We start from the raw sequence: 24,296 nt of genomic DNA on the forward strand, positions 1-24,296 counted from the left end.
GTGACAACACCCTTCCCACCGATCGTCACGACCACCTCGTCCAGATACCAGATGTCACTTGCGCTGGGCACCTTCCGACGTAACCGGCCGGCGTAGATCGGACCGAACTTCTTCGCCCAACAGCGGATCGTTTCATAGGAAACGACGATGCCGCGCTCCAGCAGCATCTCTTCGACCAGGCGCAGGCTCAATGGAAATCGGAAATACAGCCAGACCGCGTGGGCGATCACGATTGATGGGAAACGATGGCGCTTATAGCTGACAGAATTGTGGCTCATGACGGCGACATACCCGCAAATCTTTCAGCCGCAGTTAACCTGACATCACCTCGGAATGAGTTCGCAGTCGATCGCATCGACGATCCACGTATCCAATGGTGCCGATCTCTTGCTGCGAAGGATGCCATACCCCCGGCGGTGTCATCAAGGACGCAAGCGGCTCCTATCAATGGGTTACGTCACGTCAATCGCGCTGGCGGCAGCTCTGACGGTTGGGGCAGCGCTTCTGCAAAAGCCGGGAATTTCATAGGTAAGCGAGCTGCCGCCAATCAGGCCTGCTTAGCCTCAAACAGCTCTATTGCGTTTCCAGATGGGTCTTCACAAAGGATTTGCCGACCACCTGGTCCTTCAACGATATCGTTGCGGAACCGAACTTCTTTTTCGCGAAGGGCAGAGACAAGCGCTGCAAGATCGCTCCGGACCTCCAAGACGATCCGGTTCCAGCCTCCCGGCGCAGGCTGGCGTCCATCGGGCATTGCTCTATAAGCAGATGCCAGAGGACCGGCAACCCATAGCGTCAGGTCTTCGCGGGTCAGAATAGCCATGGCCGGGCCAAATTGCTGTTCAAGAGCGAAGCCCAAATGCGTCGTATAAAACGAAACGGCCTCGCCCACATCGTTCACGATGTAACGAATTGCTGCCATGCTTCTCCCTCCTATTTCTTGTGGCCCGCCTTTGGCGAGTTGGTCTATGGTTCGTTGCCAGCGTTGCAAAAGTCCAATTAAATTTTGGCTTTTGCGACAGATTATTGCACGATTTCACGCAGCAAGTTGCCCGAAAAGAGATCGAAACAGCCATTAGGCGGCGAAGCGCCTTCTGATCCGGCTGATGAAGAAGCAGGGATGCCTGCCCAAGCGCATCGTCACCGACAAGCTTCGCTCATACGGCGCGGCACGTCGTCAGATCATGCCGACGGTCGAGCATCGATCGCACAAGGGCTCGAACAACCGTGCCGAAAACTCGCACCTTCCACTGCGGAAACGCGAGCGGGTAATGCAGCGGTTCCGCTCGCCAGGTGCGTTGCAACGTTTCGTCAGCGTCTTCTCCGCAGTCCGAAATCTCTTCGTCCCGACCCACCTGAGAAAAACAGCCATCGCCGTCCACCTGCATCGCCTCGGGGCGATCGCACATTGGAAGAGCATGGCCGGAATTGCCGCGTGAGCACTCCGAGCCTGCCAACTGCGCACTTGTCCCAGTTAACCTGACATCACCGTTTGGATCCATCTAAGATGGCGGCAAAAGAGGATTTACAGTCCTTGTAAAAGCGTTGATTCAAAGGAGATTTCTACCGCCTTGTCGCGGCTATGTTGCACTTACTGCAAAAGTGCTCGTGCGGCTTCCGCCAACTCCGTCCCGTCATCGTGGCGGGGGAAGAGGTGGCCGTAAGTGTCCATCGTCATGGTTATAGAAGAATGCCCCATTCTTTCCTGGACCATCTTCGGCAAAAGCCCAAGTCCGCCGTCCTCCTTCCTGTTGATGAGCCAACTGGCAAAAAAATGTCGAAGCGCATGAAGCCCAGGGTACTTCGCCTTCAGGAAAGGTTTTCCTCCTCTCCCCTTTTTGCCAGTCTTGATCACCAAACCTGCCCGGACCATCGCTGGTTGAAGACCTTGTTGAATCAGGTTCCCGTGAGACCGAGGACTACCTTCAGGATTGGGGAACACGAATTCGCATTGGACATGTGCTCCTTACGGATGGGGACAGCTCGGAGATTTTCAAAATTATCGCAACGGAGTTGTCACAAATCCAGGTCGACGACGTCGCGAGATCTCGGCGACCCAAGAAGTAAGCCTGGGCTGTCGAAGTCCAGGTTCCGCCTCGGGCATTGACGCCGGTGCTTGAGTGGACATGCATCTATCGGAGGACGTCTTCGGACCAGATTGGCACGGCGACTGTGCGTACTTCCTTTAGCCGACGCACCGGCAGCGAGCCATATTCGCTTCCGTGAGGAAAATGAAGTTTGAGGTTGAGGTAGTGTTTCTTGCCGCAGCGGTTGCACCGGAAGCGGTCTAGGACCTTGTCGAGAGTAAGGTCGCCGCAGAGCTCCAGGAGATCGACGGGCAGATATCTATAGGTTACCCGGCAGTAGTCGCACCGGACCACGAGGATCTGGCCTTGATCTTGCGCCGTCCGCAACGTCCAGGACCTCAGCCGCTTGAAAGGATGGATCTCAGGCATCGCTCTTGCTCAAGGAAAGACGCCAGCCTGCGCGAGGTGGGACTCCCCCGCCGTTTGCTACCCGAAAGTCGAGTTCGATCTGCGCGGCTTTCCGCGCGTCGGCCAGATCGGCAGCCCATACCGAAACGAGGTACTTTCCGGTTCTGAATGTGAACTCCTTTTTCGGAGGTGTGGCTCCCGTGTCGTGCCCTGCCCGGAAACACCGCCGCGCGAAGTCGATGTCTTGTCCTTCTCGAAGTTCGAGAGGAAGCGTGCTCCACCAGGAACCGAACGCGGTCCTCTTCTGTCGTTTCTCTGTCATTTCCAACATGCCGGCGTCCATCGCTCATATGATGTTCTTTATTTGTTCCGTTTACCCGCGCTGTCAACCCGACCATCTTCCTTCCAATGCTTTTTAAGTTCGAGGAGCACGTCGTTGGGGTCACGCACATCTGCTACACGTCGTTCGATTTCCATTTTGACGCGAGTCGCCGATGTTCGATGTAGACCCTGCACAAATTCAATCGCTCAGCAGTCTGCAGCTCGTTGGCTTGCTCCGGCGGCTCCTTCATGCCGAAGCCTTAGCTTCAGAACTGGAGCTGGGGAACATCTCCGTCCCCCTGCAAATTACGGTCGCCGACGGCGGCGAGGATGGGAGCATTCGTTGGGAAGGCGGAAGGGAGTCGACCCACTACCTTCCTAGTCGCATCAACGTCTTTCAGGCTAAGGCGACCAAGATGGGCAAGGCGGCATGGAAAAAGGAATGTTGGGTGAAGTCCACCCAGGCGAAAAACGCGACACGGGTGCTGACGCCCGCCCTTACCTCGCTGACTGCCGAGGGCGGCAGCTATCTTGGCTTCACATCCGAGGCGATCACGGGCGACAAGCAGAAGGAATGCATCAAAGCGATTGAGGACGGCATCAGGGAGGCGGGCGGGGACCCCGACGTTCTGAAGGCCATCAAAATCTACGGGGCGAACGAAATCGCAGCCTGGTCGGAACGCCACCCCGCCGTGGCCATATGGCTGGCGGAGCAGGCTCATCTTCAGTCTCTCGCGGGTTATCGAACTATCGAGTCGTGGGGGATGCTCGACGACTTTGTACGAAATTCCTACGCGCCGGACCCTGACAAGAGATACGCAATTGGAAGCGAGGTGGCCCGCGACCGTGAGAACGCCGATAATCGCACAACGTCGGACGTTGCCTGGCGGCGAATACTCGAGCACGTCGCTACTGCCGGAAGTCTCGTCCGGATCGTCGGAGCGTCCGGACTGGGCAAGAGCAGGTTTGTCCACCAGTCGCTGAAGGCGTCGTCTTCGCAACTAGACGCCATCTTTCGGAACAGCGCGGTATTCGCCGACTACCGCGTCGTTTCAGCAACTGTGCTGCCGACCGCAACGCGCCTTGCCGAGAGAGGACTTCCGACACTCCTGATCGTCGACGAGTGTCCAAGAGATGCGGCCATGAAGTTAGCGGAGATAGCATCATCTGCAGGCAGCGCCCTTCGCGTCGTAACACTCGACACGGACGACCGGCCTCTTGAGGGCGACACCGTTCTGCACGTCGCGCTGTCCCCTAGCGGAGGCGACCTCGTCGAAGCTATCGTCCGTGCGAAAAATTCATCGATCGACGCCGTTTCCATCGAACGGCTGCGCCAGATGTGCGGAGGCTTTCCGCGGTTCGCGGTTCTTGCTGCGGGTAACCCATCGCTCAGCCCGTCGGATTTCGAGAGCGCAGACGACGTCGTGGATCGAATCTTGCAGGGAACTTCGATCACGGGCGACGCGGAACTCCGAGCTCTGCAATCGCTGTCGGTTTTTGAACGCGTCCTGATCGAAGGCGGCTCTGGCGGTTCGCCGATGGACGAGGTGGCGACAACGCTAGGCAGGATGTCGGGCGACGAGATGTACGAGCATCTTGCAAAGGCCCGTCAGCACGACCTCGTCGGTCTTTATGCCGGCGCCTTTTCCGCCCAGCCAGTTCCCATCGCGGTGAACATGGCGTCGCGCCGCCTAAAAGTCATCCGCCCATCGCTGCTTCAACACTTTCTGTCCACCGCATCCGACGAGCTGGTCTTGTCGTTGCTTCGTCGATGGAAATATCTCGACAACATGCAGGTCGTCATCGAAGCCGCCACTCGGTTTCTAACGACGGACGAACAGTTCGCTACCCTGGATAACTTCGTCAGTTCCCGAGCCATGGCGCTGTTGGACGCCCTTGTTCATATCGTTCCCGATCTCGTCGCAGACGCCCTTTGGCACCGGCTGTTGAAGAACGACGAAAGACTTCCGCAGATCGACCAGTCCGCTTGCAGCCATCTCGTGGCCGCCTTGTCCAAGCTGGTATTTCGATCTCGGTCTTTCGGAATCGCAGCTCGGCTTCTGATGCGGCTGGCTGCGAGCCAGAAAGATGGTTTAGGAAACAGCGCCGGCGAAGTCTTCCAGCAGCTCTTCCAACTCCAGCTCAGTGGAACCGAGGCCTCTCCTTCCCAGCGCTTCGGCATCCTCGACGAAGGTTTGGAGCGCGACGACGAGGCAACCCGATTGATATGCGTCGACGCGCTTGCTCGTGTCTTCAGCAGGAATTTCATCAGATTCGGCGACACCGGCCAGATTGGATCGGGACCTCGTCTAAAGGACTGGTCGCCGAAGACGTACGGGGAGGTCAACGACTTCTACCGCGAGGGCATCGAACGCCTGGTAGAGATTCGTCGAAGGCACTCCGAGCTGGCGGAACGATCGGAAAGGATCCTTGCCGGAGCGGCCCGCCTTCTGCTGAGCACGGGCATTCACCAGGAATACGCCGCGTGCCTGCTCGAAATCGCCAGGGAGAAACGGGGATGGCCCGAAGCGTTGGAAGGCGTTGGCGACTGGCTTTATTTCGACAGGAAGAACGCTCCCATCGAACAGGGCTCGTTCGTGCGCGAGCTTTACACCCAACTGTTCCCTTCTGAGCCTATCGACAGGGCGATATTGTTCACGAAGTTCTGGCGAACCGACATCCGAGATCCGGACGCGGACTATGCGGTGGACAGGGACTTCGACTACTCGGAGCGCCAGGCACGAGCTGTCGCTGTCGAAATAGCAAGCCGCCCGGATCAGGTTGTCGAGGCCGTCGTACGCATAACACCTCTCGACCTTAAATCCGTTCATCCTTTCGCTGAAGAACTTGGCTCAAAAGTCGAGGATCGGAAAGGTTTGTTCGAAGCCGTTTTGAAGATCGTCGAGGAGACCGGCAAAGGCTTTCCCATGCTCAGGGGTGTGTTGCGAGGGATTGATCTCAACGAACACGATCTTGCCGACACATGTTTCGACGAAGCAAAGGATCGTGTGCCGGAGAAATACAGGGTCGATCTGTACTCCGCCCTCGCGATGGACGAACGTCGCTTGCGGGCTCTGATCGCCGACGTTCGATCCGGGAGCGTCGATCCCGCCCAATGCGTATTTCTTTCCTATGGCCGCGGCTTCGACAGGCTCGATATCGCGGACGTTGCCGAACTCCTTTTCGAGCTTGCTGAACACGGCGGCGACGGCGCTTGGGCCGCGCTGGAAATCAGCATGATGTATCGGCACGGGTCGCAACCCTCTCCGGAGCATGCGGCAGTGATGGGAAAGCTGCTGACTAATTCCAATGTAATCGGCCCCGCGACGAAGGGCCGGCGCGATGCTCACATCGTCGACGATCTGGTGCAGAAGATCCAAGGCTTGATCGCTTCTGACGGCGAGCTGGCAAGCGGCCTCGCGGAACTCGTTGGACGCATGGTCGAAAGCGACGACTACGACATCTTCAGCGCGCTCGATGATGCGGTGCGAAACGTGGTCGCGCTTTTGCGCGAGCATGCGCCGCTCACCGTCTGGTCTCAAGTGACGCAGCTCTACGGCTCCGCAACGCCGATCGAGCGGAACCGCCTCAAGCGTCTGATCGGCCCTTCCTCCGAACGTTTCGATCAAAGCAGCGACTTCATGGCCGGCCCCCTCTTCGGCGTGCCCGTGGAACCGATTTACGAATGGGCCGACGGTGACGCCGGCAGGCCCCCGCTCCTTGTCGACTTCTATCCGATCCTGGAGGACGAAGCGGCAACGAGATGGCATCCGGACTTGGAGATCATCGCGTCACGATATGGTGACAACAGCGCGTTTAGAGAGGCTCTTGCCAAACGGATGCGACCGAGTTCGTGGTCTGGGTCAATCGTACCTCTTTTGGAAATCTATCTAGCGCCACTGAAGACCTGGTTCGGTCATCCAGTCAGGTCCCTCGCGGCCTGGGCCAACGAGCAGTACCATCATGTCGAGAGGCAGATCGAGATCGAGCGGGATTTGGAAAAGCAATGAGAACACGAAGCCTTGCTTCCAACTAGATGATAACAAGAAGATTTCACATTGTCGGGAATCCTTTGATAGCCTAGAAAGCTCTCCTTGCTACCGACGTCGTCATTTGACTTCAGGAACCATTTGCATGAAAACCTACGCGATTGGCGACATATATGGCCTGGCAAATCTTCTCGAGGCGCTGTTGTCTTTTGTTGACAGAGAAAACACCAGTCCGCGCCCGACACTATCGCGTCATCTTCCTGGGTGACGTCGTCGTGGGAACGACGAGCCTCTAGTGTTGTGACGCGCTGAGCGCATACGCCGGCATTTTGGTGGCAGTTGCAACCTTATTGCGGGAATCCGAGCCGCTGCGCGAGATAGATGCCGGACGCCCGGTAGTTCCAACGCTTGCCTCCTCGCAATATGCGGAGAAGCATCCTGGTCGTGGAACGACGATCGACTTTCGCCTAACGAAGCGCGATGTGGCAGAAAATCTTGACTCAAACCCGCGGTTCCAACCGGAGGGTCGCAGCCGCAGCGACGATGGTCGGGAAACGATGCTTCCAGTCGTGGCCGCCTCTGGTTATCAGGCGAACGTCATCGCCGGACTTGTGGATCGCCAGACGGTAACCATCCCATTTGACCTCATACAGCCTTTGCTCGCCTTTCGGCGGGTTGGCCTTCAGCAACGCGAGAGCAAGCTCAATTCTGTCCGGCATCACGTCGAGAGGAAGCACGGCGGCATCGATCGACTGCTGGTACTTTTCGGCCATGGCATGCATGTCTTCCTGCACTTTCGGATACAAGGCGTCGAAGCGGTCGTGCCCTCCCTTATGCGCCAGGATCAGGTCGGTGAGACGTTCAGGATCGATGCCTTCGACCGATTTCACAGGCAGAATCCGGAGCGGATGTGCGCCGATGCCGGGCTGGAAATGAGATAGCTGCAACCCAATCTGCAGGAGCGGCTCCCTCACTTCAGCGCCGCCCATCGCGGCTACCCCGACGCCCCCGATAAGCAGGCCGAGAAAAACTCCGACCACCGCTCCAATCAGCGACCAACGCGTCTCAGCAGGGCGAGCCTTGGCCGCTGCTGCGACCTTCTGAGCACCGGATGACAGTTTCTGTTTCATAGCGTTACCTTGAAATGAGAACGAGGAAGATAGCCGCGAGACCAATTCCTACGGTCATGGCGATGTTTTTTAGATGTTTTTCGATCTTTTTGACCGCCGCAGCCGACACTGGCTCGAATGGGGTTGGCGGCTGATACTCCCCATCCTCATCGATCGTTGCTGTAGGTGAGCGGGGAACGGCCACCGGCCGATAGTCAATCTGTATCCTGTCCGCCCGCGCTCTTGTCCAGGCATACAGAGTCTTCTCACCCTTCATCAGCAGGCCGTACTGTTTAGGGTGCCACGGTTCCGATAGCGTCGCATCGACTTCGTTTTCGAAAAGCTCGGCTGTGATCTGCAGCCTTCCATTTGCAATGGGTGCCGAGGTGACCGACAGCCTCTGCAGGAGCGAATTGAATTCATCTTCATCAATGTACGCTTCGAGCTGCAGATATGGCTCCGACTTCTTGTCCCACCAGTCATCCTCGGGATCGCGGTAAAATATCTTGCCCGGTTCGCCGTCCATCAATCCCTCCTCGGGAACGGTCGTCGAGGAGATGCCCGAGAACTTTACGCCATCCATGGAGGACGCCTGAGTCTTGCCACCAACGATGCCTTTTCGCAGTGGCTTGATTTGGATCTCGATTTCTTGGAACCGCCCGACCTCCCCCTCGGGCACTCGGAAAACGGTAATCGTGTCGATGGTCGTGCCGCGGGCATTCAGCGTGGTCGCGAGCTTGAAGTTGGGCGTCTCCGGAGTCTTCTCGACGAAATCCTTATCCTGCCATTCGGCGGCATGAGTGATTTCGATGCAGTCGAGATCCAAGTGGACCGTCTGCGGGACACAGGTTGAAATGAACGGCCTGCCATCGTTCTTCGCGCTCGCGTGGTGCAGCGTGAAGTGATTGACGAGTGTAGCACCCTCAAGCTTGTGATATCGCATTCAGTCCCCCAGAATGGTTCTTACAGTTCCACAATTGCAGAATTGGCTCTTATCCTGAGCACAACGTTCGCGATTGAAGCGACACACGCTGCTGCAACACCGAACGCGATGACGGGCGTACGGTATCGATCCAAAAAGTGGTTCGATCAGTCCATTTTTTTGGATTCGAACTCGGGAGCGTTCCTCAACAACTTTTAACTCCTAGCCGCTTGGGCGGTCTTGGCGAATGGCGTCGAGCCGATGATCCCTGTACCACCATTCCACGGACGGCATCTCGTTTTTTAGTCGACTCAACAAGCGCCAGCCTTCATCATAGAATTGATCCTCCTCTTGCTTTGAGGAAAAGGAAATGTCGATTTGAAAATTTGGCTGATCAAGTTTGTAAATTGAATCAAACCAATCCGACCATTGATTTATAGCCTCTGCAAGCGCCTGTGAAATTGGCAGCGTAGAGGGATCAATATTATCGTGCGTATCCACGTCCCAGATTGCCCAACATTGGACTTCGGCCATCAATTTCAGACGCTTATGGAGTAGAGTAGTAGCTTCACTGGTTGTCATTTGAAATTCGCTCCGACAATGAACCCGTTGTTTCCAACCGTGATTGCCAGCCGGTAAATCTGACCACGGTAATCAAATTCATAGATCGGACGCCCTGCTCCTCGCCCTTGATAGCCGACGACATTGTTTTGTTGAAGAGCAGCAAATAGGACGTTTGGAATTTCGAGTTCGGAAAAGCCACGCTGAGCAAATTCGGCACCATGCTCGCCGACGATATGACGAAGACCCGCAGTTGAACTGCCGGTTTCGAGCCAAATCGTCTTACCATTTACCCTTTGTATCTCGAGTACACTTTGTGGGGCAACCTTGACGCCCTTTCCAAGCAATTCGTCAATAAGCCGTGTCCTGGTTGTACCGGCGGTCTCAGTGGCGAGTGCCTCGCGTTCGGCCACTCTCTGCTTAACAGCGAATGGACCGCCTATTCCGGCGAAAACGCCATTGAATATCTCCCACGGCAGCATCGTCTGATCGACGTTGGCATTTGCGTTGCGTATGCCACTGATAAGCTCTGTCTGCCGTATGAGGCTGTCAACGATGCTGATCTGGGTCACATGCTCGCTGTTGTACACAGCAGATGCGAGAACGTAGAACCCAACGATTTGAGAAAAGGTCTCCGAGTTGATCGACGTATCGCGATAGACATCACCACTTGCATGGAAATAGGTCTGATTACAGCCCGTGCAGAGACCGGAAATGGAACGTTTCGGCGCGATGCTGTCGAGAAAGGCAGATGCTGCATCGTTCTGCGGCAAGTTTGCTGCCGAGATGTCCACCTGCTTGAGCGCTTGGCTGGTCAGTTCGCCGACAGCAACGTTGATCGCAGCATCAGAGCAAGTATCAACACTGGCGCAATACCCTTGCTGGACCGCATAGCGAACGGCATTGGCGGCAATGAGCTTGGCTTCCTCAGTGTGAAGCTGTCGGTTGAAAGTTTCCGCGTCGAGCGCAGTGGAGGCCCCTTGATTTCCGCCGATCGCGGCGCCGACGAGAACCGCCGCCCATTGGCTGAGCGCGTTACGCTCCTCCTGCGTCAGATTCGGATTGTCCATCAGCGCCTTGCCGATGACCGCGCCGATCAGTTCCTGCGTGCCGCCAGCGAAAGCGCCGATGCCTACATCGCCTCCGGAAACCACCGCAGTGAGAGCGCCGGCCGCCGCATGCAAGGCAATCTTCTCGGGACTTCCATCCGCAAAGCCGAGCTTCTGGGAGATCTCGCCGATCGCCATGTTCAGAAGCTGCGAAACGGCTGCGGCGCTTTCTTGCCGGCGCTTCAGCGTTTCGATGTCATAAAAATCGGCCTGCGAGTTCGCCTTGGAAAGATCGGTATTGAGGCCGGAGAGATCCTGCTTCTGGTCGCTGAGCGTCAGCTTGCCCGGCGACAGGGTCGCGAGCGCCTTGCCGTGATCTTCCTGCTTCGCAGGCGTATCGACCGCCGGCAGCGGGATGCCGCTTGGGCTGAGGACGACACCATAACCTGACGTAGAGGCGCTCGAAGCGTTCTCGATGTTGGAATAGGTCAGCGCCGTGGCGCTCAACTCGTTGTTCTGAGGATCCGCGGTCGAGGCAATGACACCGCCTTTGAGATCGACGGTGCCGCCGGCAGCCACATGATAACCACCGCTGCCAGCGACGATGCCGCTCTGTTCGGAGACATTGGCGAAATCGCCCTTGACCTTCCCAGTGCTGGCGCCGCCGGACAGTGCGCCAGCGGGTGACAGCCCGATCGATGCCCCTGCCGTCGTTTCCCTATAGGTCGACGTATCCTGCTGGCTGACGATATTGAGGTTGCCGCCCACATTCGCGATGACGGTGTTGCCTGAGACGACAGCACCTTTAAGAGTCGTGTCATTGCCCGAGTTCAACGCAACGGCGCCGGAGCCCATGACGTGGCTGTTCAGTTGCGTAACGCCGGTTTCGCCGACTTTGCCCATGCCTGCACTGGCGCTGCCAGTCAGGCCAATCCCACCGCCGTTGGGGCCACCGATTTCCGCGCCAACGCCGATGCTGGCGCCTGCAGACGAGCTTTTGCTCGAACTCTCGTTTGTCGCCTGTGCGCTTTCCAGCACGATGTTGTGACCTGCCGACAGCAGGACATTGCCGGCATTCGCATCCTCCGAGACAGTCGGTTTGCCGTTCGCATCGTAGCCAGCCACGATCTGCGCGCCGTGGCCGGTGAGATCGCCGGATGTTGCCTCTATGGCTATTGCCCCGCCAGCCCGAACCGACGTGACGACGGGAGAGGAACTCGAAGCGGCATTTTCGTACTTTTGATAGTTAAAGCCTGCCGTCAGCGACACGGAAGCCAGACTACTGTCCCCCTTCGAGATGCTCTCGAGCGTCTTGTAGGCGTTGATCGCCGCAAGTGCCGTCGGCGCGGCGGCGTAAAGGCCGGCGTTGTCACCGAGCCCGCTTGCCGCCGATTGCACGCTTTCGGCTGCACTCACAAGCCCGGACGAAACCGACAGAGTGATGCCGGCGAAGAACTCCTCATGCAAGTGCTCGTAGTTCGTCTGGTCCTGAGCCGAGAGCAGGTTGACATGCCGATCAGCCAAGATGGCAACATCGTGTTCTGCCGAGACTTGCGCGGCCTGGAGGTTAGCGTCTCGCCCGGCTGATATCGTCAGATCACGACCGGCAGAGAGGGTCGAGACGGCATTGGTCGCCGAAGACTGCGCAGTCTGATCGACCGACTTGCCATAGCCGATGCCAATTGAGGCGCCGCCATTGCCGGAACTGAATGCGATGCCAAAGCCGGAGCGCTTTTCCTTCTCTTCAGCGGAAGCGGTTTCCGCACCCGGTGTAATATTGACGTCGCGGGCGGCATTGAGAACAAGGTCCTGCTTGGCATCAATGCTTGAACCGAGGATGTTGACGTCGGTCTCGCGCGATTTGAGCGTCACATCCGTTCCGGCTGACAGCACCGATGCGACGTTGAGTTCGGAGGCTTGTTTGCCGCTCTTCTGTTCCTTGCCCCAGAGAGATATGAAGCCGTCGCCGGAGCCAACGAAGAGACCGGATTTCTTGCGCGTGATCTCAAGCTCGTGCTGCTCGGCCGCACCGATGACAGAGACGCTGTCGCCCTCGATGGAAATCGAGCCATCCGCATCGGCCTTGGAGCCTGCGATCACCACAGCACCGGCGGCATTCAGGTTGATATTGCCGGATGCGCCGAGTTCGGAGCCGACCGTCGTCTCGTCATAACTCTTGTAGCTGGACGCCCCCTTGGACAGGAAGCCGCTGCGCGAGCTCTTGTCGTCCTTGGCGCTGGTGTTCTTGCCGGAGGCGATGACGAGGTCGCCCGTGGCGGTGATGTTCAGATCGGCGTCATGGTCCTCGTCGCCGGCTATCACCTTCGAGGCCGAGATAACCGTGTCCTTGCCGGAAGAGATGTCGACGCCCGCGCCGCCGCTAATCGATGAGCCGACGGCCGTCGTCGTTTCCAGATGGGTGGTCGTCTTCTCGCTCGTGCCGAGGAAGCCGCCCTTGGTGCTGAGTCTGGTGTCAAGGGTTGCGGTGTCAGTGGCTTCGGCGATCGTCACGTCGCCGTCGGCATCGAGAGCGAGTTTGCCGTCGGCGGCAAGCTTGCTGCCGACGATGTTGAGGTCGTGATCGCCGCTGCCGTTGCCCGCCGTCACCGAGAGGTCGCCGCCAGCGGATATCTCCGAGCCGACATGGGTGATCGACGAGGCGGACTTCTTGCCGAAGGTGGATGCGGACTGCTCCTGGGCGGCGGTGATGTTGATATCGTCGCCGGCGCTGAGCGCGACATCGCCGCCGGCCTTGACGGAGGAGCCGGAGAGCAGGATGTCGTCGCCCGATTTGATCGTCGCATTCGTGCCGGCGGATAGCTGCGATTGCTGCTGGTCGGTGGAAAGAGTCCTAGTGTAGCCGGACTGGTTGTTGCGGGCGACATCTGTCGACACCACGGCCACCGAACCCTTGTCGGCCGTCACATCGAGCGTCGTGCCCGCTTTGGCGGAGCTGCCGATGACGTTGACGTTGTCGGTTGCCTTGATCGTCAGGGCCTTGCCGCTGGCGACCTGGCTGCCGGTGGCATTCTGCTGGCCTGCGTTTTCGACCTTGGCGGCACCCAGCGTCACGTTTTTGCCGGAGAGCTGGGCGTCGCCTGTGGCATTGACCTTGACGCCCTTCAGCGCCAGATCGCCGCTGCCGCCGGCAAGCTGCAGATTGCCGCCTGCCGTCACGCCGGCATTGGTGTTGGCGACATTCTGGCCGCCGATCGTCATCGTCTGGGCGGCAAGTGTGATGCCGTTGGTGGCATTGAGCGTCGTATCGCCGCGCGACAGGAACGTGCCGCTGCCCTGGATGGAACTGCCGGAGACAGTCAGGCTGCCATTGGATGCGATCAGGCCGGAATTGTCGAGATTGCCGACATTCATATCGACCGAGCCGCCTGCCATGGCGGCGCCGGCGCTGCTGAGTTTCTGCCGGTCGGCGGCGGCAACATAGACGACCGGCGCGAGCACCTGGACGCCGTCGACGGTCTGCCATTGATAGAGGACAATCGACTTGGTGAGAGCAGCCGCCTGTTCCGGCGTCAGACCCTGGCCGACCGCAAGACCTTGAGCCTTTGCATAGGCCACGCCGTTGTCGAGCAGCGTCTTCATCTGCTCGATGGCGTCATTGCCGGCGATGAAGGTGCTTCTGCCGAGCCCCTCGCCGACAAGCTGCCGCAACTGCGTGTCGATCAACTGGTTCTCGAAATAGGCATCGCCCAGAAACGGAACCGTCGTCTCCGGCACGTAGCCGATTTTGTTCATGAAATAGCCGGAGCCGTAGAACTTGCTGACATCGAGGAAGTCGCCGCGGGTTTCGAACAGGAATATCTGATGGGGTATGTTCCCGCCGACGCCGCCCGATTGCGGTTTGGCGGTGGCCTCAAGGGCTGCGCTGTCGAGCCGAATGCGTTCGGCAATGTCACCGAGGCCGGAAAGCGGGTTGCCGCCGCCGAGGCCGGCGTTGACGCTGAACAGCGCGCCGCCGGCCGTCAGACCGGTGAGCGCCGAAAGCGGATCACCGGGGTTGCTCGTCGCCGCCACGCTGGCGCCGCCGGCCATCGAGCCGGCTGCGGACGTGTTGTTGACGCTGCCGAAATCGACGGAAAGCGCACCACCGGCCTTGATGTTGGCCGAGACGCCGCCGATCGCCTGGACGGAGCTGACGATCGTCGAGCCGTTGGCGATGTTCTTCGAGGGATTGGCGTTGCCATTGCCATCATAGGCCGTGCAGGCGCCCTGGGCGTTGCAGGTTGTCGTCGTCGTGCGAAAGAGCGTGACGCCCGTATTGTTGAGTGTCGAGCCCTTCAGCGTTGCGTTGCCGCCGGCCTCGATCGAGCTGTAGGAATTGGTCAGATTCGTGGCGTCGATCGAAAGGTTGCGGCTCGCCCGGATCGTCGCTTCCGGGCTGAGCGTGCCGACCAGTCGGTCTTCGTAGACCGACTGGCTGAGGTGGGACGACCAATCCCATGTGTAGGTGGTGCTGGTGTCAGAGCCGCCGTGGTTGACCTCATCGACGATGAAATAACGCGATGGATTGTTGGGATCGACAACGGGATTGCCGTTCGCGTCCTTCGGCACGCGGTCCATGATCCAGTCGAAGATCGGCTGGACTTTCGTCGGTCCGTTGCCTGATATCCATGTCCAGGCATGATAGGTCGTGCCGTCGGCGAGCGTCGCCTGCGACCAGAGCAGCGGCTCATAATCCTGCCACAAGGCCGGATCGACGCCGGCATAGAGCTGGAACATGTTCTGATCTGCGGTCTCAAGATAGCCGAAAGGCAGGCCGGCGGCGACGGGGTTGAGCGTGAAGCCGCTGACGACACCTGAAGAAACCAGCGTCCCGGTCGCCCATTGCGGCGTGGCGAGCCGCTTGTTGGTCAGGTTGCCGGTCAGGATGGAGATGTCGTTTCCGGCCTGGATCAGACCGGAAATATTGGTGACGCCCGTGTTTCTCAGCCCGGCCGCCGCTCCGGCGATCTGAAGGTCGTGGTTGGCGAGGATGGCGCCTTGATTGTTGGTGAGCACCCCGCCGACGAAGAGGTCGGCGTCGTTGCCGGCATAGGCGAGGCCCGTGGCGCTGTTGGTGAAATTGCCAGAAACATTGAGCGTCAGATCGTTGCCCGCGGCGAGTAGCCCGGCATTGGTCAGCGACGACAGCGACAGCGTCAGATCGCTGACGGCGAGCAGCGCCGTGCTGTTCGACGTGGAGAGGTCGGAGGCATTGATGGCGATGTCACCCGAACCGCCGGCATTGGTGACGGCATTGATCCGGGTGCCGGTGAGATCGGCCGTGCCGGAGAGATTGAGGGTCAGGCCGCCGAGGGTGATGCTGTTGTTGCTGAGGTTGGCGCTATTGGCATTGAGCGTCAGCGTGCCGCCCGCGGCGATGTTGCCGGCCCCGCCATTGGAGAGATCAATGGTAGTGGTGGTGAGGGTCAGATTGCCGGCAGCGCTGGTGGGATTTCCGTAGCTGATCTGGCCGGAGGCGGCGAGATCGGCGCTGCTGAGGCTCTGGAGCTTGTTATAGGCGATGTTCTGGCTCGCATCGGCCGAAAGGTTGCCGCTGCTCATCAGCGCGTTGGAAACGGTGATCGAACCGCTGGTCGCGGCAAGGTTCATGCCGCCCGCCTGCTGCAGCACCAACGTGCCATTGGCCGATTGTGCGGTGGCGGCGAAATCGACACCAGAGGCGATGCCTCCGGCCCTTATGGCCGAACCCGTGATCGAAACGTCGCCCGCGGCAAGGAGCTGACCGCTGATCGACGTATCGGCGTTGATCGAGACGCTTCCATGGCCGCTGATATTGTCTGCCTGGAAACGGCCGGCATCGACGAGAAGAGCGCCCACGGCAATGAGCGTGTCGACATCGACGCTGCCGCTGTTGCCCGCATCCAGCGTGAGATCGCCCGACGGGCCGAGGACGGCAGCGCCGCCCGGCGAAGCGGCGGTGGCGGCGAAGTCGAGACCTGAAACGATCGCCTCCGCCGAAATCGCACCACCGGTGATCGACACGTTGCCGGCGCTCAGGATCTGACCGCTGACGTCCGTGGCGGCATCGATGGCAACGGCGCCGTGCGCGGTGACAGAGTCGGCCGTCAAGGCGGCCGCGGTGACCGACGTGTCGCCGGCCGACAGGAGCCCACCGACATCGATCGCGCCGCTACCGGCATCAAGACGGATGTCGCCGGCGCTACCGAGAATCGTGCTGCCGTTCGCCGCGGCATTCGTCGCGGCCGCATCGAGGCCGGAAACGACACTACCGGCCGAGATCGAACCGCCTGATGCCGTGACGTTGCCCTGCGCCAGCACATCACCCGATATGTCGATCTCCGCGCCGGCGGAAAGCGAGACATCATTGCCGCCGGTCAGCGAAGCAGCCGAGATCGAACCGGCCATCGCCGTGATCGAGAGCGCACCGGCACCCTTGACGACGCCGGCGACCGCAATGTCGCCAGCGGTGGTGGACAGAGTGATCGCATCGCCGGCGACGACGCTGCCGGCCGCAATGCCGGCGGTCGATGTCATCTGAACGTTGGCGGCGCTGTTCACCTCGCCGCCGACACTCAATAAGCCGCTGCCGCTGGAAAGCAGGATGTCGTCATCGGCAGCGACCGTGTCGAGGGTGATGCCCTGGTCCGCCTGAACGGTGACTTTGGCCTTCGACGTGACCTTGGAAGCCGTCACCTTCGTCTTCGAGGAGATCGAAACGCCCTGCTGGCCAGAGACGTTGCCGAGCGAAATCTTGCCGTCAGCCGACAGCGATAGCTCGCCCGTATTGGCGGCCATGTCGCCGCGCATGCGCACACCTGCGCCCCGCTCGGTCACGACCATCTTGATGCGACCGGCCTGCATGGCGCCAAGCGCCGAACCGTCGATCGCATATTCCGGCGTGCCAGAGGTCGCCGCAAGCGCCGTGGCGTTGCCGGTGGCATAATCGAATTGATTACGGCCGGCCGTGATGCGAAGGTCCTTGCCATAGACCGGACCGTTGACGGTGACTGCGCGCGAGACGATGTCGAAGAGATCCACCGCGCCGGGTCCGGCGGCGAAGTTGCCGCCGTTCGGTCCGATGGTGACGTCCCCGCCGTTGACCGTGAATCCCTTCAGCGCGCCGTCCACGCCGATATCGGGAACACCTGTGGTCAGCGTCGCATGCGGCGTATTGATGAAGCCGCAGCCATCACAGGTGATACCGTTTGGGTTAGCAATGATCACGTCGGCCCGCCCGCCGAACACTTCGGTCGGCCCGTTCAATGCCGAGCGGTTGCCGCTGGTGACCTCATTGAGAATGACCGTGGCCGGACCGGATGTGTTGAGATTGGGATTGCCCGGCGTCAGGCCGCCGAGATTGGAGGTGCCGACCTCGCCCTTGAAGTTGTTGAGGATGAGGCCCGGTGTGCCGACGTTGAAATTGTCGTATTTGTTATGCGACAGGCCCTGGCTGTTCGGCGTGACGATGTCGATGAGCGGCACGCCGTTCGGCGCTGTGCCGACGCCCGGCTGATTGGACGCCGCCGCCGTGCTGCTCGCCGAGACCGATTGGGCATTGGCAAGCATCGGCTGGAAGACCAGCAGACCGCTCAATAGGAGAGCGAGGGATTGCCGGGCGAGACGTGAGATCCTGCAAGCAAGCATTCCATCTGTTCCGGCGACGCCGTTTTCTGCGGTCGTCGACTTACCCAACTCTGCGCCCATCACTGCCTTCCGCGACCTGAACCCAACTGGCAGAAAAATCTCGCCGTGGTTGTAATTTCCCAGAGGGACCGAGACCACAGCCGTTGGTCACGGTCAACTTCTGCCTGTGCTTGAGGTAAATGCAATCCAAACAAAATGGGCGCGATTTGGCGCGTCCGCGCAAGGATTCGGCTTGCCTATTCCCCGAACTTCTTGAACGTGATCGAGGAGTAGGCTCCCGGAATGACTTCCTTCATGACCTCGCGCTCGGCAGAGCTTGCTTCCTGGCCCACTACGACGGGGTGGTCTCTCGTCCCCTGAACACGGAAATAGCCCGCGTCGACGATCTGGCCCTCGCCAATCGTGATCGTGCTCGCACCTTCCAACGCGCTGATATAGCTGAACAGGCCGCCATGATCGCCGCCTGCCTCGAGCGTCGTGGTCCCGTTCGGCGAAGACATCTGGCAACGAGCGTGGGTGACGACGTAAGTGCCGGGCGCGATCGGTTGAAAGGCGCGCTCGTAGTCTTTTGCATCGGGAACAGGGTTCAGGAAATCGCCCTTCATGTCCGCCGGCTTGGCTTGCTCGGGCAGGAGCCAGCGGGCGGCGGTTCCAAGGTCCACGGGAGGAGTCGTTTCGTCGGGTGCACCGGCGACAAGTTTGCGAAGCCGGATATCAGCCAGGCACCGGATAGGACCAAACAAACCGGGATAGATAAAGCGCGTCATGATCAGCGCGCCTTTCTGCTTCCTTTCGTTGAGGATCTCTTCGGATTTTGCCTGTCGTTCGCCGGCGATCATCGCGGGATCTTTTGCCCCGCCGCACGAGGCCAGCAGCACTGAAACGATGCTCAAAGCCGAGGCTGTAAAAGTTCTTTTCTTCATAAGATTTTCTCCGGGCCGGTTAGAAGAGAGGTGCAAAAGTTGGTGTTCGTTTGCCGCCATCCCCCTCGGGTTCGTTACCAATGCGTGGATGCGCTAAAGTAAAAGAGGCCGCCGTCGACATGCTCGACGCTGCTTGCCACAATGTCGGAGTAGCCGAGATCGGTGCTGATATTGCCGCCGACGGTCCGGATGCCGGCCGTCCAGCTGGCGAGGTCGCCGCCTGTTATGTCGAACCGCTTCTGCGCGTAGACATGGCCATAGTCGAAGCCGAGATAGGGGCGGAGTTCGCCGAACAGCTTCGCGGCCGCGCCGCCGCTTTCGCTGGATTTGGTTCGCCAGACGATCTCGTTGTGAGCGAATATGCCGTTATTGCCGAAAAGCACGCTTTCGCGCGTGCCGCGGACGTTGCTGTAGCCGCCAAGCGAGATCTGCTCGGCGCCGAGAAGATTGTCGGGGGAGTATTGACCGCTGATGAGCGAGGTCAGCTCGAACTGCCGGCCGGCGGCCTGGAGCGGCTGCGTCACGCTGACGGTGGCATTGAATTTCGAAAATCGCGGATCGGCGTTGCCGGCGCCGGGATCCCCCGGCCTGACGGCATCGAAGAGGCCGAGCCCCTTGTCATAACTCGCGTCGAACATCCAGACGCCGCCGAACATGCTGCGGGAATGGGAAATGCCGATATCGCCGACCGTATAGCGGCGGCTGCCGACCTCGATCAGATTGCCGAGCAGGAAGTTGTTGGTCTGTTTGTAGGTCAGGCCGCTGCGGACGGTGGTGATCGAATCCTTGTCGCGGAAGACGACGCGATCGATGCCGAGACCCGCCTGCCCCGAATTGCCGGAGGTTTCGAGCGTGCTGAAGTTTCCTTCGACGGCACTTTCATACTGGTACCAGGAGCCGTTCAGCGAAACAGTGGAATAACCGTAGGGGACGCTGACGCTGCCGGAATAGCTGTTGCCAAATCCCCTGCCGTCATTGCTCCAGGGATAATCGGGACCGCTATGTTCGTATGAGAAGTTCCACTGATCGTTGATATCGAGCAGATCGTCGAAGCCGAGCGACGCCGAAGTTCTGGAAAAGCCGGTGCTCTCCTGCCCCATATTGTTGTTGCCCAAGGAGACATGCCAGGGCCTGCCCTGACGGTTTTCGATGTTCAGGATGGACGTTCCATCCTTTGGACCCGGCAGCATGGTCGATTTGGCGTCGTTGGCCTGCAGCCGGTTCATCTGGTCGAGCCCCTGCTCGATATCGCGGATATTGACGACCCGACCGATCAGACCGGGAAAAGCCGTCGCCAGCGGGCCGCTGCCGGCAACTTTTTGCCCGTTGAGATAGATGTCCGAAAGCGTGCCTTCGACGACGAGCAGACGGAGGACCCTGGTCTTGGCGATATCCTGTTGCGGCACGTAGGCACGTGAGGTCACATAGCCATGATCGATATAGAGGTGCGTCACATCCCTGAGAACGGCATTGATCTCCGCCAGGCCGACGCAGCGATTGCCATAAGGCGCCGTCACCTTGCGAAGTTCTCCCGGCGACAGCAGGGTCGCACCGTCGATCTCGACGCGTGTGATGTCGAAACAGGCCCCGTTCCCCTGGCTTGCGGGCAAAGGCCCGTTTTGCGCATCCCCGCCGCCACCCGGCGTCGCGCGGCGAAGGGCATCCAGCCGCTGGGCCTGCGACTGCGCCTCTTGGCGACGGGTGAAATCATCGGCGGGGGACTGCGCGTAGGCGGGGGCGACGCCCATCGCGAGGATGCCAGCGGCCAGGAAGTGTCGAATTTCTAACGTCATGTGAAATTCTGCTACTTCGTAGTGGACAGGAGTTCATCGAGGGCCGGCTTCAGCCCTTTCAGCGAAAAGCGGATATTGACGTCCTGCCCGTTCATCAGCCGCACCAGCCCTTCGGCGGCCGTACCCTTCTTCAGCGCCGCGGCTGTCTTCGTATCCAGTGCCTGCTGCGCCCAGCATCCGGCCTCGTTGCAATTGCGGTAATCTAGCTTGGCGAGCGGCTTGCCGTCGGCCTTGATCGACAGGCCCGAGGGCAGGAAGACGTTGAGCGGCAGAAGGGCGGTCAGCATCAGCCGCGGCTTGCCCTTGCTCTGAGAATTGGCCGGCGCAGTTGATATCGCCAGCGTCAGCACATTGACGCTCTTGCCATCTTTGGCGACTTGCGCAATCTGCGCGACTTCGCATGCAACAGGTCCTGTGCAGCGATAATACCAATCGTCGAATTTCTGAGACTTGATGGCTGGCGCCGGTTGAACCGCTTCCTGCACCTGTTCCGGTGCTTTATCGGCAGGGACAGGAGATTGCGAAAGAGACGGATTGGCACAAGCAATAGCCATCAGAACGGCGGCGACAGTCCGGCCGCTCCGTTTCATGCCGCTTTTCAAAAATCGTCTCATTGAAAATGCAAAGGTTTCAATCAGGTGGAAAGCCATATCGCTACAATTGATTTCGCCGTGTGCTTGTCGCACACGGGCAAATTATCGATGTCATAAAGAAAGCTCAGAGAGCGAGGCCAATCATCGGCTCGGTAGCTTGATAGCAGATCTCGGTGAGATACATCGACAGGTAGTGTTTGATTTGGCCAGATTCACGCTCGTTTTCGGAGAATTGTGTAGTTAGTGCAACACATGCGCTAGCACTTACTGCCGTCCGATGGGCGGATATGACCTTTCCTGGTTGGATGCCGCGCCTACAGCGTGACAGCTATAGTGGTTGAAGATAGCTAGGCTGTGATAACAGCTTCACTCTGGTCACATGTCGAAGGTATTCCAATGCACGATCAGTTAGTGCAACTCCGCGAGAAACTGCAGGCAGCAAAAGACGTCGCGAAGCAGCGCCATCGGATGGGAATGGTTGTATATCTGCTTGATATGGCAATTGCAGAAACGGACGAGGAGATCGACCGGAATCCCATGAAACAGGAAAACGAGCCGCGATAGCTTCAGCGAGTTCACTGCTGCCCAAGCATGGTGGATTGCGTAGATTACCAGGTTCAAAACCTTTGCGATTACGCCGTATTGATCACGGAGTGTGGTCACCCCCCCTTCCACACGGAATTATGCCACAAGTGTTCAAGGAAGAGAGTTGAAGGCGGAACACTGGCAGGAGCGTATCTTGCAACGCCTATCCCAGTGTCCTGAACGCTCTCATCCGTCCGGCAATTCTCAGCGCCTTCAGAAGGTCGGCGCGCAACCCCTTGCTCGAACTGTTGCTCCGACTCTGCGTGCCGGCGCAGGAGCCTGTGGTCCAGTAGCCCGCATTGGCCGCCGGACTGTTCCATCATCGCCGCGACGAAATTTCTTTCGAAGGGCACCCCGTAATAGACGTGCCCAATGTTGTCGTCCCAGGTGGGATCGATGACCTGTCCTTTGTCGTCAACGAGCCAGGCGTGCTCCAACGGGATGGGAAGTGCTGGATCGAGCGCGAACCCTTCCACATAAGTCACGTCATCGCGGACGAGGGCGACCGCAGTCGCATTGCGGAAGCACTGCTTCACCTCGCCGGGGACGAGCCACTGGGGCCTACGAGCGATGGAAGTGTACAAACGACCGAATGACCTCAGCGCGGTCGCCGGGCCGAAAACCTGCTCCCAACGAGAGAGCTTGTGCACATGCTTGATCAAGAGACTTTCTAAACCAGGTCCTGCTGCCGCCGATTGAACAATCATCGAAATGTCTCCCTTGTCCTCGTCAAAGGCTGGAGACACTTTATGGCGGCGTCAATCCGCAACTCCGTCGAACGGTGTCGATCCGCTGATCACTTCTCGCAAAGCTTGGCCAAGTTCTTCTCCAGACTTCGCCGGAGGGCGCCGGAGATTTCGGTCTCCAATCCCATGACGATATCGCCGAACCGGCCACCGGTCTTCACGATGTCGATGGAGGTCTCGGTCGTCTTGCAGGTCGTAAGGTCGACCTTCAGCCGAACCTCGGCGGTCGCTGAAAACCCTCCTTTGACCAGCGCTTCGCCCGAGGTCTTGCAAGCAAGCGTGCCGCGGACGCTCGCCTCCGCGGCGTCGCCATTCACCGATAGCTCCAGGTTTTCAATCTTCACGGAATCGAGCTTGTCGACGCCTACCTCTACGCTGATGCCGAGGCTCGATACCTTGGTCTTCAACGACCTGCATGGCTGCGCATCTCCGATGGCCCTCTCCAACGCATTCGGTGCCTGTGCGTTGGCGAAGGAGCATGGCTGGAGGAGAAAGACTCCTGCCGCTAGCAGGCCTAAACACTTCCGCATCGCTCTCTCCCCTCGATCCAGAAAGTGGTTCCGATCAGACGTTCTTCGAACGCTTTAGGCGGGCCCACCGTCCCCACTGCGCGCGCGGATAGGCAATCTGCACGATGTCCCTACACTTCTGCAGGTCTTCGTGCTGCCGGGCATGCCTGTCCGCAACCTTCCAATGGTAGTAGACGGTTCCGACGAGAGCGACGACACATAGGAAGACGACGAACCACGAGATGCCCCACACCATCCATGCAATGGCGGCGACGATGTATTCATCTCCCCGCTCAAAGTTCGAGAACGCGAACTCCAACGCCGTATCACGACAGAAGATGATGGGCATCGCAATCATCAGGAAGAAGGCGGCCAGATACGGGAGGGCGCCCATCATCTTCCGCTCCCAGTTTATTTGCCAAAGGTCTTCGTGCCAGAGCCCCTGCGCTTGGTGGCCGATCTTGCCTGTGTACGAACCCGCCATGCACAGAAAGAAGATTGCAACGACGGCATAAATGCCGGCCATCACGTAGACCATCCCACGCCCCTTCGGCCACAACTTCACCTTTATACTTGAGCGGAGACATCACGTCCACGCCCGCGCAACACTGGCGGGGGCGTTCGCGTTTCCGCTAGTTGACGGTGACGGTGATGTTGAACCCCATCGCCGTCAGAACGGCATTCTGATCCGGCTCGGAGACGAACGGCGCGCTGCACGGATTATGGAAGCTGACCATCTGATCCGTCGGAGCGAACTGCTTCAGATATCCCGTGATCAGCTTCAGAGAGTCCTCGAAGTGCTGTTTCGCCGTGGACGACGGCATCGTGCTGTCGAGCAAGTAGTCCCACGTCTTCGGCTGCGGGCTGACGGGATCGGAGATCAGGACGTTGGTCTCGTACCCGCCTGCTGGCTCCTTATGAATCATGATCGAGCAGGAGCGCTTCTCCTTCGTCTTGACGACGATCTCATGGACGTCGCGCCAGGGCGACACTGTTAGGACGATGTTCGACATGCTTCCTCGTGATTTCCTTCTATTCTAAGATATGGTTGCGCTTATGATGGATGACTGTACCTACCCTGTCGACGAGTGCGATGTCTAAGACAAACAGAAGCTTCGTGCGTTCCGCGAAAAGC

Annotated in this window: 14 protein-coding genes and 3 pseudogenes; 2 read left to right on the forward strand and 15 right to left on the reverse strand. The window is 59.1% G+C overall.

Going from position 1 to position 24,296, the window contains the following annotated elements; genetic code table 11:
• Nucleotides 1–11: 11 nt before the first annotated feature.
• Together EFB14_RS19255 and EFB14_RS19260 are read right to left on the reverse strand one after the other, a co-directional pair.
• Nucleotides 12–278 (reverse strand): annotated as a pseudogene (locus EFB14_RS19255) (IS6 family transposase); the annotation flags it as partial.
• Between the two features lie 269 nt (nucleotides 279–547).
• Nucleotides 548–922, reverse strand: coding sequence for a VOC family protein (locus EFB14_RS19260; RefSeq protein ID WP_126828060.1), 375 nt, complete (start codon nucleotides 920–922; stop codon nucleotides 548–550).
• A 157-nt stretch (nucleotides 923–1,079) separates the two neighbouring features.
• Between EFB14_RS19260 and EFB14_RS19265 the strand changes: the two are divergent.
• Nucleotides 1,080–1,439 (forward strand): annotated as a pseudogene (locus EFB14_RS19265) (DDE-type integrase/transposase/recombinase); the annotation flags it as partial.
• 152 nt (nucleotides 1,440–1,591) lie between these two features.
• Here the strand turns inward: EFB14_RS19265 and EFB14_RS19270 are convergent.
• A pseudogene (locus EFB14_RS19270) lies at nucleotides 1,592–1,942 on the reverse strand (tyrosine-type recombinase/integrase); the annotation flags it as partial.
• Nucleotides 1,943–2,929: 987 nt separating this feature from the next.
• Here EFB14_RS19270 and EFB14_RS19285 point away from each other — a divergent pair.
• Nucleotides 2,930–6,766, forward strand: coding sequence for a hypothetical protein (locus tag EFB14_RS19285; protein WP_126828066.1), 3,837 nt, complete (start codon nucleotides 2,930–2,932; stop codon nucleotides 6,764–6,766).
• 479 nt (nucleotides 6,767–7,245) lie between these two features.
• Here the strand turns inward: EFB14_RS19285 and EFB14_RS33905 are convergent, their stop codons facing one another.
• The 12 genes from EFB14_RS33905 to EFB14_RS19345 form a co-directional block, all read right to left on the reverse strand.
• The gene (locus EFB14_RS33905) at nucleotides 7,246–7,875 is read right to left on the reverse strand and encodes an ATP-dependent DNA ligase (RefSeq protein ID WP_376772345.1); all 630 of its coding nucleotides are present in this window, start codon (nucleotides 7,873–7,875) and stop codon (nucleotides 7,246–7,248) included.
• Between the two features lie 4 nt (nucleotides 7,876–7,879).
• Nucleotides 7,880–8,797 (reverse strand): hypothetical protein, encoded by a 918-nt coding sequence (locus tag EFB14_RS19295; protein WP_126828068.1) that lies wholly within the window; start codon nucleotides 8,795–8,797, stop codon nucleotides 7,880–7,882.
• Nucleotides 8,798–8,998: 201 nt separating this feature from the next.
• On the reverse strand, nucleotides 8,999–9,358 hold the full coding sequence (locus EFB14_RS19300; protein ID WP_126828070.1) for a hypothetical protein: 360 nt from the start codon (nucleotides 9,356–9,358) through the stop codon (nucleotides 8,999–9,001).
• Entirely contained in the window at nucleotides 9,355–18,072 is an 8,718-nt protein-coding gene (locus EFB14_RS19305; protein WP_245438256.1) for a hemagglutinin repeat-containing protein, read from the reverse strand. The genes EFB14_RS19300 and EFB14_RS19305 overlap by 4 nt, the downstream gene beginning before the upstream one ends.
• A gap of 176 nt (nucleotides 18,073–18,248) precedes the next feature.
• Nucleotides 18,249–18,935, reverse strand: coding sequence for a hypothetical protein (locus tag EFB14_RS19310; RefSeq protein WP_126828482.1), 687 nt, complete (start codon nucleotides 18,933–18,935; stop codon nucleotides 18,249–18,251).
• A gap of 74 nt (nucleotides 18,936–19,009) precedes the next feature.
• Nucleotides 19,010–20,728: a ShlB/FhaC/HecB family hemolysin secretion/activation protein gene (locus EFB14_RS19315; RefSeq protein ID WP_126828072.1), complete on the reverse strand. Its 1,719-nt coding sequence runs from the start codon at nucleotides 20,726–20,728 to the stop codon at nucleotides 19,010–19,012.
• A gap of 11 nt (nucleotides 20,729–20,739) precedes the next feature.
• Nucleotides 20,740–21,342, reverse strand: a complete 603-nt coding sequence (locus tag EFB14_RS19320; protein ID WP_126828074.1) for an invasion associated locus B family protein — start codon at nucleotides 21,340–21,342, stop codon at nucleotides 20,740–20,742.
• 387 nt (nucleotides 21,343–21,729) lie between these two features.
• Nucleotides 21,730–21,984 carry a hypothetical protein gene (locus tag EFB14_RS19325; protein ID WP_126828076.1) on the reverse strand — a complete coding sequence of 85 codons (255 nt, stop codon included), beginning with the start codon at nucleotides 21,982–21,984 and terminating at the stop codon, nucleotides 21,730–21,732.
• Nucleotides 21,981–22,613 (reverse strand): hypothetical protein, encoded by a 633-nt coding sequence (locus EFB14_RS19330; RefSeq protein ID WP_126828078.1) that lies wholly within the window; start codon nucleotides 22,611–22,613, stop codon nucleotides 21,981–21,983. Before EFB14_RS19330 ends, EFB14_RS19325 begins: the two co-directional genes overlap by 4 nt.
• A gap of 89 nt (nucleotides 22,614–22,702) precedes the next feature.
• Entirely contained in the window at nucleotides 22,703–23,182 is a 480-nt protein-coding gene (locus tag EFB14_RS19335) for a hypothetical protein (protein ID WP_126828081.1), read from the reverse strand.
• A 34-nt stretch (nucleotides 23,183–23,216) separates the two neighbouring features.
• Nucleotides 23,217–23,699, reverse strand: coding sequence for a hypothetical protein (locus tag EFB14_RS19340; RefSeq protein ID WP_126828083.1), 483 nt, complete (start codon nucleotides 23,697–23,699; stop codon nucleotides 23,217–23,219).
• 94 nt (nucleotides 23,700–23,793) lie between these two features.
• On the reverse strand, nucleotides 23,794–24,174 hold the full coding sequence (locus tag EFB14_RS19345) for a hypothetical protein (RefSeq protein ID WP_126828085.1): 381 nt from the start codon (nucleotides 24,172–24,174) through the stop codon (nucleotides 23,794–23,796).
• Nucleotides 24,175–24,296: the final 122 nt, after the last annotated feature.

It is taken from the genome of Rhizobium fabae, assembly GCF_003985135.1.
GTDB classification, from domain to species: domain Bacteria; phylum Pseudomonadota; class Alphaproteobacteria; order Rhizobiales; family Rhizobiaceae; genus Rhizobium; species Rhizobium pisi.